The 13,845-nt window shown below is 59.3% G+C and carries 12 protein-coding genes and 1 other RNA gene; 4 read left to right on the forward strand and 9 right to left on the reverse strand.

Annotated elements, in window-relative coordinates; translation table 11 throughout:
• Positions 1–170: 170 nt before the first annotated feature.
• The 9 genes from gcvP to DT594_RS09955 form a co-directional block, all read right to left on the reverse strand.
• Positions 171–3,056 carry an aminomethyl-transferring glycine dehydrogenase gene (gcvP, locus tag DT594_RS09915; protein ID WP_149332514.1) on the reverse strand — a complete coding sequence of 962 codons (2,886 nt, stop codon included), beginning with the start codon at positions 3,054–3,056 and terminating at the stop codon, positions 171–173.
• 382 nt (positions 3,057–3,438) lie between these two features.
• Positions 3,439–3,819, reverse strand: a complete 381-nt coding sequence (gene gcvH / locus DT594_RS09920) for a glycine cleavage system protein GcvH (protein WP_149332515.1) — start codon at positions 3,817–3,819, stop codon at positions 3,439–3,441.
• A 29-nt stretch (positions 3,820–3,848) separates the two neighbouring features.
• Positions 3,849–4,934, reverse strand: a complete 1,086-nt coding sequence (gene gcvT, locus DT594_RS09925; protein ID WP_149332516.1) for a glycine cleavage system aminomethyltransferase GcvT — start codon at positions 4,932–4,934, stop codon at positions 3,849–3,851.
• 85 nt (positions 4,935–5,019) lie between these two features.
• Positions 5,020–6,621 (reverse strand): ABC transporter permease, encoded by a 1,602-nt coding sequence (locus tag DT594_RS09930; RefSeq protein ID WP_149332675.1) that lies wholly within the window; start codon positions 6,619–6,621, stop codon positions 5,020–5,022.
• Between the two features lie 160 nt (positions 6,622–6,781).
• Positions 6,782–7,783, reverse strand: coding sequence for an extracellular solute-binding protein (locus DT594_RS09935; protein ID WP_149332517.1), 1,002 nt, complete (start codon positions 7,781–7,783; stop codon positions 6,782–6,784).
• Positions 7,784–7,848: 65 nt separating this feature from the next.
• Positions 7,849–9,102, reverse strand: coding sequence for an FAD-dependent monooxygenase (locus DT594_RS09940; RefSeq protein WP_149332518.1), 1,254 nt, complete (start codon positions 9,100–9,102; stop codon positions 7,849–7,851).
• A 23-nt stretch (positions 9,103–9,125) separates the two neighbouring features.
• Complete coding sequence (gene ubiH, locus DT594_RS09945; RefSeq protein ID WP_281290893.1) at positions 9,126–10,316, reverse strand: 2-octaprenyl-6-methoxyphenyl hydroxylase; 1,191 nt, start codon at positions 10,314–10,316, stop codon at positions 9,126–9,128.
• Entirely contained in the window at positions 10,313–11,653 is a 1,341-nt protein-coding gene (gene pepP, locus DT594_RS09950; protein WP_149332519.1) for a Xaa-Pro aminopeptidase, read from the reverse strand. The genes ubiH and pepP overlap by 4 nt, the downstream gene beginning before the upstream one ends.
• A 62-nt stretch (positions 11,654–11,715) precedes the next feature.
• Entirely contained in the window at positions 11,716–12,288 is a 573-nt protein-coding gene (locus DT594_RS09955; protein ID WP_246164604.1) for a UPF0149 family protein, read from the reverse strand.
• A gap of 212 nt (positions 12,289–12,500) precedes the next feature.
• Between DT594_RS09955 and DT594_RS09960 the strand changes: the two genes are divergently transcribed.
• The 4 genes from DT594_RS09960 (at position 12,501) to DT594_RS09975 (ending at position 13,843) form a co-directional block, all read left to right on the forward strand.
• Entirely contained in the window at positions 12,501–12,710 is a 210-nt protein-coding gene (locus DT594_RS09960) for a TIGR02449 family protein (protein ID WP_096347148.1), read from the forward strand.
• Positions 12,707–13,009: a cell division protein ZapA gene (locus tag DT594_RS09965; protein WP_096347078.1), complete on the forward strand. Its 303-nt coding sequence runs from the start codon at positions 12,707–12,709 to the stop codon at positions 13,007–13,009. The genes DT594_RS09960 and DT594_RS09965 overlap by 4 nt, the downstream gene beginning before the upstream one ends.
• Before the next feature lie 54 nt (positions 13,010–13,063).
• Positions 13,064–13,243, forward strand: a non-coding RNA gene (gene ssrS, locus DT594_RS09970) — 6S RNA.
• A 3-nt stretch (positions 13,244–13,246) separates the two neighbouring features.
• Positions 13,247–13,843, forward strand: a complete 597-nt coding sequence (locus DT594_RS09975; protein ID WP_149332520.1) for a 5-formyltetrahydrofolate cyclo-ligase — start codon at positions 13,247–13,249, stop codon at positions 13,841–13,843.
• The last annotated feature ends 2 nt before the right edge of the window (positions 13,844–13,845 follow it).

The raw sequence follows: 13,845 nt of genomic DNA on the forward strand, positions 1-13,845 counted from the left end.
TGTTCAGACGCCGAAGAAGAGTAATAAATCACCCTATGTTACAAGCGGGTACACATTGTGCAGGTGGTTTTAATGTAACCGCAGCGCTATGCCAGTGCCAAGATCACCGGCCGCGTAACAGCAGGGTTTGAAATGAGTCAGGCCGCCGAATGGCGGCCTGACGGGGAGCGTCACTCTTCGTAGGCTTCAATCGGCGGACAGGCGCAAAACAGATTGCGGTCGCCGTAGACGTTGTCGATGCGGTTCACACTCGGCCAGAACTTGTTGGCCGCGACCCAGGGCTGCGGGAATACCGCTTCCTGACGCGAATAGCTGCGCTCCCATTCCCCAGTAATGTCAGCCAAGGTATGCGGGGCGTTGCGCAGCGGATTATCCTCGGCACTCCACTCGCCTTTCTCCACGCGGCTGATTTCACTGCGAATGGTGAGCATCGCATCGACGAAACGATCCAGCTCAGCCTTTGATTCGCTCTCGGTTGGCTCGATCATCAGCGTACCGGACACCGGGAAGGACATGGTCGGCGCATGGAAGCCGAAGTCCATCAAGCGCTTGGCCACGTCTTCCTCACTGATCCCGGAAGCCGCTTTCAGCGGACGGATATCGATGATGCATTCGTGCGCCACCCGGCCATTACGGCCGCTATACAGCACCGGATAGGCCTCGCCCAGCCGCTTGGCCAGGTAGTTGGCATTGAGGATCGCGACCTCGGTCGCCTGGCGCAGCCCCTGCGCGCCCATCAGCGCGATATAGGTCCAGCTGATCGGCAGAATGCTCGCACTGCCCCAGGGCGCCGCGCTGACCGCACCGTTTTCTTCATTCGGGCCGTCCAATGGCACTACCGGGTGATTGGCGACAAAAGGCGCCAGGTGCGCTTTGACGCCAATCGGGCCCATGCCTGGGCCACCACCGCCGTGCGGAATACAGAAGGTCTTGTGCAGGTTCATGTGCGACACGTCAGCGCCGATATCCGCCGGACGGGTCAACGCTACCTGGGCATTCAGGTTGGCGCCATCCATATACACCTGGCCGCCGTGCTGGTGAATGATGTCGCAGATCTCACGAATGCCTTCTTCATATACGCCGTGAGTGGACGGGTAGGTAATCATCAGGCACGACAGGTTACCCGCGTTGTCTTCCGCTTTCTGCCGTAGATCGGCGATATCCACGTTACCCTGTTCATCACAGCTGACCAGAACCACGCGCATGCTCGCCATCATGGCCGATGCCGGGTTGGTGCCGTGAGCCGAGGTCGGGATCAGACACACATTACGGTGATCGTCGCCATTGGCCTCGTGGAATTTGCGGATCGCCAGCAGGCCGGCGTACTCGCCCTGCGCACCCGAGTTGGGCTGCATGCAGATGGCATCAAAGCCGGTGATCTCGCGCAGCATGGTTTCCAGCTCGTCGATCATGATCTTGTAACCCTGGGCCTGCGCCAGCGGCGCAAAGGGATGCAACTGACCGAATTCGGGCCAGGTGATCGGAATCATCTCGGTAGTGGCGTTGAGTTTCATTGTGCAGGAACCCAGCGGAATCATCGCGTGGTTAAGCGCCAGATCCTTGTTTTCCAGTGACTTGATATAACGCAGCATCTCGGTTTCGGAGTGATAGCTGTTGAACACCGGGTGCGTCATGAACGCCGACTGACGACGCAGCGCGTCGGGAATGCCCAGGCCGGAAGCGCCGACCTGATCATCCAGCGCGGCCAGATCCTGGCTTTGCTGATCACCGGTAAAACACGCCAACAGCGCTTCTACGGTGCTACGGGTGCTGGTCTCGTCAAGGCTGACGCCCAGATGATCGGCGTCGATCAGGCGCAGGTTGATGCGCGCATCGCGAGCGCGTTCAACAATCTCTGATGCATTGCCCGGGACCTTGAAGGTCAGGGTGTCGAAGAAATACTGATTCTGCCGGGTGATACCGCGATTTTCGAGTGCGGTAGCCAGTATTCCGGTCAGACGCTGAATGCGCTGGGCAATGGTCTTCAAGCCTTCCGGCCCGTGGTACACCGCATAGAAACTGGCGATATTCGCCAGCAGCACCTGTGCGGTACAGATGTTGGAGTTAGCCTTCTCGCGGCGAATATGCTGCTCGCGCGTCTGCAACGCCATGCGCAACGCACGATTACCGCGGGTATCGATCGACACACCGATAATGCGACCCGGCATTGCGCGCTTGTAGGCATCACGAGTGGCAAAGAAAGCCGCATGCGGCCCGCCGTAGCCCATGGGTACACCAAAGCGCTGCGCCGAACCAAAGACCACATCCGCGCCCAACTCGCCGGGCGGCGTCAGCAGCACCAGGCTAAGCAGGTCAGCCGCGACACAAGCCAGGCCGTTTTGCGCATGTACGGTATCAATCAGCGGTTTAAGGTCACGAATCTCGCCCCAGGTATTCGGATACTGAAACAGCGCGCCGAATACTTCGTGCTGACCCAGGTCGGCGACATCATCGACAACGACATCAAAGCCGAAGGCTTCGGCCCGGGTCTTGACCACGGAAATGGTCTGCGGATGGCAATCCTGATCGATAAAGAACAGGTTGCTCTTGCTCTTGGCTACACGCTTGGCCAGTGCCATGGCTTCGGCGGCGGCGGTGGCTTCGTCCAGCAGGGAGGCGCTGGCCAGCTCCATGCCCGTCAAATCAATGGTCACCTGCTGAAAATTCAGCAGCGACTCCAGACGGCCCTGGGCAATCTCCGGCTGATATGGCGTATAGGCGGTATACCAACCGGGGTTTTCCAGCACGTTACGCAGGATGACCGTCGGCGTCAGAGTGCCGTGGTAACCCATGCCGATGCAGGAGGTATAAATTTCGTTCTTGCTCGCCACGCCCTTGAGGTACCCCAGCACTTCCGCTTCGCTGCGAGGTGCCTGCATGTTCAACAGGTCCTTGCGCAGGATACTTTGCGGCACGGTCTGGTTGATCAACGCATCCAGCGATTCGACACCGAGGGTATCAAGCATGGCCTGCTGCTCAGCGGCATCCGGGCCGATGTGGCGGCGCAGGAAGGCATCGGTCTGTTCCAGATCGGTAAGGCTTGGGGTACGGCTCATGGGGGCACCTGTTGAATAAAGACTTTGTTTATCGTGTCTGCCGAGGTTGCGTGTCTGCGTGGTACTGCGATGTCAGACTCGCCGTGAATACATCCCTGTAGGCTCATCGATGGCATCCATGCCATCGACGGTCTGCCATCGCAGCACCACGCGACCAGCTCGTCGCAGCTTGCAGAGGAGTCGCTCAAACACTGATTACACACCTAGACCCACAAGCGACGTTGAGTTCGGCCTGTTTCGGACCGTCGGTGCCCTGGACGGGCACCGCCGAGCCCACATGGATGTGCTTGTAGCGTGTCCGGAACAGGCCGAACTCAACGGCGCCAGCGCCACACCCTAATCAATCAGTGTTTGCACACCTATCGCTCGTCAATCACGGCAATCAGATGGACGCACCATAGGCATCAGCATCCATCAGCTTGTCCAGCTCGCTGGTGTCAGACGGCTTGATCTTGAAGAACCAGGCGCCCTCATAGGGCTCGCTGTTAACCAGCTCCGGGCCGTCGGCCAGGGCTTCGTTGACCGCAACCACTTCACCGCTGACTGGGGCATAGATGTCCGAGGCGGCTTTCACCGACTCGACCACAGCGCACTCTTCACCGGCGCTAACGGTACGGCCGACATCGGGCAGCTCAACGAAGACCACATCACCCAGCAAGTCCTGAGCGTGGTCGGTAATACCGATGGTAACGGTGCCATCAGTTTCCTGACGGGTCCATTCGTGGCTGGCGGCGTAACGCAGATCAGCAGGGATATTGCTCATGGGATGATCCTCAACAGAAAAGGGAAAACTTATTCGAATACGGCCTGACCGTGGCGCACAAAACCGGGCTTGATCACCCGCACGTCCATCAGTTTGCCGCGAATCTCGACTTGCGCCTTGTTACCGGTGGCGCGGGGCACTCTGGCCAGGGCGATGGAGCAACCCAGTGTAGGAGAGAAACTGCCGCTGGTAATTTCGCCCTCACCCACGCCCTCGACGATGACCTTCTGATGGCCGCGCAGCACCGCGCGCTCACGCATCACCAGACCTACCAGCTTGGGCTGATCACCCGTTTCACGCTGAGCCTCCAGCGCCTTGCGGCCGATAAAGTCGCGCTCCGCCGGCTCCCAGGCAATGGTCCAGGCCATATTGGCTGCCAATGGCGAAATGGTCTCATCCATATCGGAGCCGTAGAGGTTCATGCCGGCTTCCAGGCGCAAAGTGTCACGCGCACCCAGGCCACAGGGCTTGCAGCCAGCAGCCAGTAGTGCGTTCCAGAATTCGGGGGCCTGATCGGCTGGCAGGATGATTTCCAGACCGTCCTCACCGGTATAACCGGTACGGCCAATAAACCACTCATCCTCGATCAGCCCCTGGAAGGGTTTCAGATCGTTGATCAGCGAGGCGCGACGATCACTGACCACGCTGGCGGTGACTGCACGCGCACGCGGGCCCTGAATGGCCAGCATAGCCAGATCGGAACGCTCGGTAAGCTTGACCGCAAAGCCATCAGCCTGACTGTTCATCCAGGCCAGGTCTTTCTCGCGAGTGGCCGCGTTGACCACCACGCGATAGCCATTGTCGGCCAGGTACACAATCAGATCGTCAATAACGCCGCCCTGCTCGTTGAGCATGCCGCTGTATAGCGCCTTGCCAGCCGTGGTCAGCCGGGCCACGTCATTAGCCAGCAGGTACTGTAGAAAGTCCTTGGCTTCGCTGCCGGTCACATCTACTACGGTCATGTGCGAGACGTCGAACATACCTACATCACGGCGTACCTGATGATGCTCTTCCATTTGCGAGCCGTAGTGCAGGGGCATATCCCAGCCGCCGAAATCGACCATTTTGGCGCCGGATGCAAGATGTTGATCATATAGCGGAGTGCGCGAACCCATGCGGCCGTCCTTCAATGCTGAGGGAGTGTATTAGGATGTGAATTGTAGCCATAAACGCAGCGCTTTTGCAGCTTTTGACCCAGATTCAACGCCGCGCTGATCGACGGATCAACACAATCACCGGAATCAAGCCTACCAGCACCAATGTCAGCGCCGGCAAGGAGGCTCTGGCCCAGTCGCCTTCAGCCGTCAGACCATGGATACGAACTGCCAGGGTGTCCCAACCAAAGGGGCGCATCAGCAGTGTAGCCGGCATTTCCTTGAGAACATCGACGAACACCAGCAGCGATGCACTAAGAATACCTGGCAGCAGCAACGGCAGATATATCCGGATGAACACACGCCAGCCCGACTGCCCAAGGCTTTGCGCCGCTTCCGGCAGCGACGGGCGGATGCGCGCCAGTGAGGTGTCCAACGGACCGAAGGCCACCGCCATAAAACGGATAAGGTAGGCCAAGAGCAGGGCAAACAGGCTGCCCAGCAACAGCGGCGCCGGTTGCTCTTCACCCAACCAGCCGCGAAGGGGAATCAGCAAGTGATTGTCGGCGATGCTGAACGCAAACATGATCGCCACCGCCAACACCGACCCCGGCAACGCATAACCCAGGTTGGCAACGGCCACGGCGCTGCGCACCCTGCGTACGGGTTGAAAGCGTCGAGCCAGGACCAGCAGAATGCCCAGCGTTACCGTCATCAACGCGGCCATGGCGCCCAACAGCAGAGTGTTCTGGATCAAGGACCAGTAGCGCTCATCCAGATCGTTCAAACCGCTGCGCAGCAGCCAATAGGTCAGTTGAATAACAGGGATAATAAAAGCGATCGACAGTATCAGCAGACAAAAGCCCGTTGCTAGCGCCGCCTTGATGCCGCGCAGACGGTAGATGGCGCCCTGGCGCGGCCGATCAATGCCGGGAAAGCGCTTGCTGCCTTGTGCGCGGCGTTCAGCGAACAACGCCATGAACACGAACAGCAGCAGGACGCTGGCCAGTTGAGTGGCTGTTTGCAGGCTGAAGAATCCGTACCAGGTCTTGTAGATAGCCGTGGTGAAGGTGTCGTAGTTAAAGGCTGATACCGCGCCGAAGTCCGCCAGCGTTTCCATCACCGCAAGAGCGGTACCAGCGCCAATCGCCGGTCGAGCCATAGGCAGCGCAACTCGCCAGAAGCCCTGCCAGGGTGTTTGGCCGAGGATGCGTGAGGCTTCCATCAAACCCTTGCCCTGCGCCATAAAGGCGCTGCGCGCCAGCAGATAGACGTAAGGGTAAAACACCAGTACCAGAACGGTAATCACGCCACCGGTGGAACGTATTGAAAACATGCGGAAATCGCTGCCTAACCATCCCCGCAGAAAGGTCTGCACAGGGCCAGCAAAGTCCAGCACACCGATCATCACAAAGGCCAGCACGTAGGCAGGGATGGCAAAGGGCAGCATCAGCGCCCAATCCAGCCAGCGCCGCCCGGGGAATTCGCACAGGCTGATTAGCCAGGCCAGGCTGACACCCAGGATCAACACACCGATGATCACGCCGACGACCAGGGTCAGCGTATTACCGATCAGACGAAATAACTGGGTTTGCAGCAGGTGAGACCATATTTCACCATCCACTGCCTGCCAACTGAACAGCAGCACCAGCAAAGGCATGATGACCAACGCAGCAGAAAGATAAGCAACCCAGCGCCAGCGGGGCATAGTGGATATCAGGCGTCTGGGCACAACCGCTCCTGTTGGTTTGAAAGTCGATAATCGGAAACGGACACGCCCGGTTCAGGACCGGGCGCGCAGTATATCGAGAAAAACCAGTTGTGACTCATGGCCGGCGAAAGTCGGCCGGCCATGAGTTCCGAGCGAATCAGTCCCAGCGCTCGCGATCCATCAGCATAACCGCTTCGGGCTGACGGCGGCCGGCCACTTCAACGTTGATGGTGTCCTTCTTGAAGTCGCCCCAGGCCGCCACTTCATCAGAGGGTTTGACCGACTCATTAGCCGGGAACTCCTGGTTCACGTCGGCGAAGATGCGCTGCGCTTCCGGGGTGGTCATCCACTCCAGGAACTTGATCGCCTCTTCCGGCTGCTTGGTGTGCTTGGTCACGCCGGCACCCGAGATATTCACGTGTACGCCGCGGTCATCCTGGTTCGGCCAGAACAACGCCACTTTCACGTCCGGATTGTCTTTGTGCAGACGGCCGAAATAGTAAGTATTAACAATACCCACATCACACTGACCGGCATCGATCGCTTCCATCAAGGACGTGTCGTTGGAGAATACCGGGGTCTCGAGGTTGCCTACCCAACCCTTGACCACCTCTGTCGTGCGCTCTTCGCCCAGAGTTTCGATCATGGTGGCGACCAGTGACTGGTTATAGACTTTCTTCGAGGTACGCAGGCACAAGCGGCCTTTCCAATCGTCATCCGCCAGGGCTTCATAGGTGCTCAAGTCGGCAGGATCAACCCGTTCGGTAGAGTAGACGATGGTGCGGGCGCGCAATGACAGACCGGTCCACTGACCACTTTCTGCCCGGTACTGGCTAGGGATATTGCCCTCGATGACATCCGACTTGACCGCGCGGAACAGCCCCATTTGCTCGGCTTGCCACAAGTTACCCGCATCCACGGTGATGAACATATCAGCGGGAGTATTGACTCCTTCAGCGCGCAGACGGGCCATCAAAGGCGCTTCGCTGTCAGTTATGTAGTTGATCTTGACGCCAGTCTGCTCGGTGTAGAGCTCGAATACCGGCTTGATCAGATGTTCCTGGCGGGATGAGTACACCACCAGTTCCTTGGCCTGGGCGACGCCAGTGAAAGCAGTCAGCGCCAGACTTACGGCAGCAACAGAACGGATAAAGGACATGGACACGCCTCAGATTATGAAAATCGAGACAAGATGGTAATGATTCAGATTTAGTTTATCAACCGTTACTCTGTGTGGGCATCTTCCTCCGCGTGCCGAGCCAACGGGGGCAAGCGGCCGGTCAATCCCATCGCGCGCCGAATAATCATGGATTTCAGCGTGCCCTGCTGATTCAGCCATTGCATACCCGCGTTGCGAAGCCAGCGCAAAGACAGCGCATTGGCATCAAACAGCCGCTCAAAGCCTTCCATTGCTGCCATCACGCCCAGGTTGGCGCCCATGCGCCGGCGCTCGTAGCGCTGCAATACCGCCAGATCGGAAAGCCTTTCGCCGCGCCCCAGCGCTGCCTTCAATACATCGGTCAATTCAGCCGCATCGAGCAACCCCAGATTGACACCCTGCCCTGCCAGCGGGTGGATGCTGTGTGCCGCATCGCCGACCAACACCAGACCGTCCATCACGTAGTCTTTTGCGTGGCGCTGGCGCAGCGCAATGCAGTGCCTGGGATCCACCGCCAACACCTGGCCCATCCTCTGCTCAATGGCTTCGGCAATTTCAGCGGCAAAGGCGTCATCGGTCAGCGCCATCACCCGCTGAGCCTGATCCGGCACCAGCGACCAGACAATTGAACAGTAATGCCGACCCTCCACGTCCGGGAGTGGCAGAAAAGCCAGCGGCCCACTGGGCAGAAAACGCTGCCAGGCAGTGTCCTGATGCGGCTGGCTGACCTGCACCGTGGTCACGACCGCGCTATGCAGATAATCCCACTCCCGCATGGCGAAACCCGCCAGTTCACGCAGCTTCGATTTGCCCCCATCTGCGGCAACGATCAGTGGCGCATACAAACGTTCGCCGCCCACCAGACCCAGTCTCCAGCCATCCTCTTCGCGGACCAGAGCCTCGACTTGCCGGCCGCCCAACAGGGTGACCCGGGAAGCGCGCAATGTATCCAGCAAGGCCTGTTGAATGCGATGATTCTCGACGATATGCCCCAGGCGTGGCTCGTCCAGACTGTGGGCGTCAAAGTGAATTTCCCCAGTACCCTCCGCATCCCACACGTGCATATGGCGATACGCACAGCGCGCCTCGGCAGGGATGAGGGGCCACACGCCTAACTGAGTAAAAATACGCTCGGAGGCGGCGCTGAGCGCGCTGACTCGCGGATCGTAGCCAGAGGCTGTTGGCTGGCCGCTCAATGGCTGGTCGAGCGCCACCGCGTCCAGCACCGCAATACGCAACGACGTCTCGGCGAGGGCTGCGGCCAGTGTCGCGCCGACCATACCCGCGCCGACGATTATCAGATCATATTGCTGGGCCAAGACCTTCTCCTCAAGATGCCTAATCAGGCTTTCAAGCCCATAGCCCGCCGGGCAAAAAGGCGCCGCGCCGGTGGGAGCATATCCAGACCCAACAAGCCGAGATTGCGCCCCATGGTCAGTAATGGCTGCGAATTACTGAACAGCCGGGTCAGATAATCACTGAAAGCGACCGTCTGACGCTGGTCTTGCTGCTGGCGCTGCAGATACTGCTGCAACGTCGCCAACTCACCAGGCAAACGCTGCTGGCGGCCTGCGGCGATCAAGGTATCAGCCAGTGCCAGGGTATCGCGCAACGACAGGTTAAAACCCTGTCCGGCAATCGGGTGCAGGCTGTGCGCCGCGTTACCCAGCACCACCAGATGCGGACGTACCTGCTCCTGCGCTTCTATCAGTTGCAATGGGTAGCATGCGCGACTACCGACCTGGGTCAGCGCCCCCATACGGTAGCCAAAGGCTTCCTGCAGGCGCGCCAAAAAGGCTTGATCAGGAAGAGACGCGACGCCTGCAGCCTCTTCCTGCGGCAAAGTCCAAACCAATGCACAGCGTTTGCCCGACAGCGGCAGCAGGGCTAGCGGGCCCGACTGGGTGAAGCGTTCATAAGCGACCGAATCGTGCCCCTCGGAAGAACTGACATTGGCAATAATGGCCATCTGACCGTAGGGTTTAACCTCGCGATGCACGCCAAGCTGTTCGAGCAAGCCGGAACGCCCGCCGTCAGCCAGGACCAGCAAGTCGGTACCCAGCTGCTGCGTAACGCCGTTATGCTCGACATCGAGCGTGTAACCACCCACCTGCGGCTGCACCCGGGAGACCCGCGCCGGCGCCAGCCACTCCACTACGTCATGATCCAGCGCACCGAGCAACACCTTGCCCAGCAACGCGTTTTCCACCACATAACCCAGCGCGGGCACGCCTTCCTGTTGTGCCTCCAGCCGGGTGACGCCAGGGTGACCACGATCGGACACGTGAATCCGCCGAATCGGCTCGGCCCCCTTGGCCAGCTCGGCCCACACGCCAAGGCGCTCCAGCAGCAGACGACTGCCATGGGATAGTGCCGTGGCGCGCGCATCGTAGCTGGTCTGCTGACCCTCGCCAGGCGGATGCGCTTCCACCAATCTGATTCGCCAGCCCGCCTGTTTGGCGAAAGCTTGCAAGGCGAGCGCCAGGCAAGCGCCGACCATGCCGCCGCCGACAATACTCAGCTGGCTGCTCACGCAGGCACTCCGGCATCCTGACGGGCTTCAGCCATCAGCGCTTCAATTTCATCCGGATCCTTGGGAACGCTGCCGCTGAGAATCTCGCAGCCGGACTTGGTCACAACCACATCGTCTTCGATACGCACACCAATGCCGCGCCATTTTCGCGGCACGCTGTCGTCGTCCGGAGCAATATAGATACCCGGTTCCACAGTCATGACCATACCCGCCTCCAACTCGCGCCATTCGCCGCCGACCCGGTAATCACCGACATCATGTACATCCATGCCCAACCAGTGACCAGCGCGGTGCATGTAGAAACGCTTGTAGGTTTCGTTGGCAATCAGCTCTTCCAGATCGCCCTTGAGCAGGCCCAACTCCAGCAAGCCTGCAGTAATGACCCGCACAGTAGCTTCATGCGATTCATTCCAGTGGCGACCGGGAGCGATCACTTCGAATGCTGCGTGCTGGGCAGCCAGTACTATGTCGTAGATCGCCCGCTGCTCAGTGCTAAATCGACCGTTGGCGGGAAAGGTGCGGGTAATGTCGCTGGCGTAGCAATCCAGTTCACAGCCGGCGTCGATCAGGATCAGGTCACCGTCGCGGATCTGGCTGGTATTCTCGGTGTAATGCAGGATGCAGCCATTACGCCCGGCAGCCACAATCGAGGAATAGGCCGGCGAGCGGCTGCCATGGCGCATAAAAGTGTGCTGCAATTCGGCTTCCAGCTGATACTCGTAGGCGCCGGGCCGGCACACTTGCATCGCGCGGATATGCGCCTGCGCCGAGATCTCTGCGGCAGCCTGCATTACCTTGATTTCCGCCGCACTCTTGTACAGCCGCATGTCATGCAGCAGGTGATCCAGTGCGACAAATTCGTTGGGCGGTGTCGCGCCGAGGCGAGCCTTGCTGCGGATCACATTGATCCAGTTGGTCAGCCGCCGATCAAAATCCTGGTTGGCACCCATCGCGTAGTAGACCCGCTCGCGGCCCTCGATCAGGCCCGGCAGAATATCGTCGACATCGCTGATCGGGAACGCATCGTCTGCGCCGTACTCACTGACCGCGCCCTCCTGTCCCGCCCGGTAGCCATCCCAGAGCTCGCGCTCCTTGTCTTTTTCGCGACAGAACAGTACATATTCGCCATGTTCACGGCCGGGAATCAGCACCGCCACCGCTTCGGGTTCGGGAAAGCCGGTCAGGTACTGAAAATCGCTATCCTGGCGATACTGGTGCTCCACATCACGATTGCGCACATAGACTTGCGCAGCCGGCAACACGGCAATGCTGTTGGGCTCCATTTGCGCCATCAGCGCCTTGCGACGGCGCGCGTACTCTTGCCTGGATATATGCATGCTTACCTCGTGACGGGCTTTTTATTAGCCGGAGTGTTCGGTACTTAACGTTCAGCGATAAATCAATGCAGCGCCGCTGGCGGCTTGGCCTGCTTGTCCGCCTCGGGCTGGCATTCACTGAAGATCATCAGCACTGCCATGCGCACGTATTCCATGACCTCCATGAAATCGACCTCATTGGCCTCTGACTCTTCCAGATCCGTTTGCACCTGAGCGATCGCGGCAAAATCATGCAGCGCGCTATCGGCCTCCTCGCTCAGCTCGCCCTCACGCTCGACCAATCCGAAACCGCCAAGAAAGCCTTCGCACCATTGGCCCAACGCCTGAGTGCGGTGATCTACCGTGGCGCTGTCGTCCGGCAACAGCAAGGTTACATCGAAGCCGCCGCCGGACAACTCTGCCAGGCTGGCGTCATACAGCTGAATCAGTTGCACCTTGCCAGCTTCGGGCACAGTGCCGCGGGCGTCCAGCAACTCACTGGCGACATTCAACCAGGTCCCATGGTCGTAACGTGCACCAGCGGACAACCGCCCAACCAGGTGCCCGTGCATCTCGGCAGGGAAACCCGCCGCACCCAGATCGTTGAACAGTTGCGTGTAGCGGTCGAAGTCAAAAACGGCAGGCATCAAAGCCATAATATCGGGGCCTCTCGGGGGGCATAAGCAGGGTAAGCAGATAACTTTGCAGGAAATGTTTCCATTGTTGTGTAATCTACTGCGCAACAGCATCAGGGTCCAGTCTACCAGCCAGCACCAGGCTGGCACACACGCCAAGCAGGAACCGTTGTTTGACCGCCTTGAACAGCCCCACTATAGTTGGCCAAAACCGGGATGACAGAATGGCGCAAATGGAAGAACCCGATATCAATACGCTGACCCTCAAAGTGGGCCAGTTGATCGAGCTGTGCGATAGACTCCAGGCACAGAACCAGCATCTGCATGTCCAGGAAAAAGCTTGGCGTGAAGAACGATTGCAGTTAATTGAAAAGAACGATTTGGCCCGTCAGAAGGTCGAAGCCATGATATCGCGTCTCAAATCCCTGGAGCATGATTCATGAGCACCGCCCTGACTGTCACTTTGCACATCCTTGACAAGGAATATCGCGTCAGCTGCCCGCCGGAAGAGCGCAGCAATCTGGAACAGGCTGCGCGCCATCTGGATACCACCATGCGCGACATCCGCAACAGCGGGAAAGTGATTGGTATCGAGCGCATCGCAGTCATGGCCGCACTGAATATCAGCCACGACATGCTTACCGGTACGCGCCAGCAGGACAGCACGCTGGACAGCCAGCAAAAGCACATCAATGACCTGGTTAGCCGCCTTGATCAGGCCCTGGCACGCCATCAGCCCTGAGCAGTCAGACCCAATCGGCCATGAAAGTGCGGGGAGAAACCTGTATAGTGGCTTCTGTCCCTGGGGTGTTTGCCAGTCGGTGATGTCCCTGAGCCGATACTCCTGTAGAAGGAGGCCACGCGTTGCTGCCAGTGTGCATGTCCGCATGACGGAAAGCCTGAGGCAGTGCCGTGTCCCCCACCTTGAACTTTCGGGTTCAAGGGCTAACCCGACAGCGGCATTTCCGGGGACTCTACCTTGAATACAGCATCAAGAAGCGCGCTGCGTAGCCAGTTGCGCGCCGCCCGTCGGGCGCTCCCCCCCAGCCAACAACGTCACGCCAGCCGCCAGCTGTTTCGTCGCCTGGCCCAGCATCCGCTGTTCCGACGTAGCCAACACATTGCTTTTTACCTGGCCAATGACGGCGAAATCGATCCCACGCCATTGTTCAAGCACGCCCGCCAGCTGGGCAAGATCTGCTATGTGCCGGTGCTGCGACGCTGGCCGTCCACGAAAATGGCTTTTCAACGCCTCACTCCTGACCAACGCTGGCACAAGAATCGCTTTGGTATCAGGGAGCCGGTGGCCAATGCGCGGCTGCAAGCCCCCGCATGGCGGCTGGATTTGGTGATGATGCCGTTGGTAGGATTCGACCCTCAGGGTAACCGCTTGGGCATGGGCGGTGGCTTCTATGACCGCGCACTGGCTTACCGCCAGCGCCGCCGCACCTGGGTCGGCCCACGCCTGCTGGGCCTGGCCCACGATTGCCAGAAAGTTGCGGTTCTGCCGGTGGCTTCCTGGGACATCCCGCTGGACGCCATTATGACCGACCAGGAGTTCATCTCGTTGCGCTGAGT

The sequence above is a fragment of the Halopseudomonas laoshanensis genome, from assembly GCF_008365385.1.
GTDB lineage: Bacteria > Pseudomonadota > Gammaproteobacteria > Pseudomonadales > Pseudomonadaceae > Halopseudomonas > Halopseudomonas laoshanensis.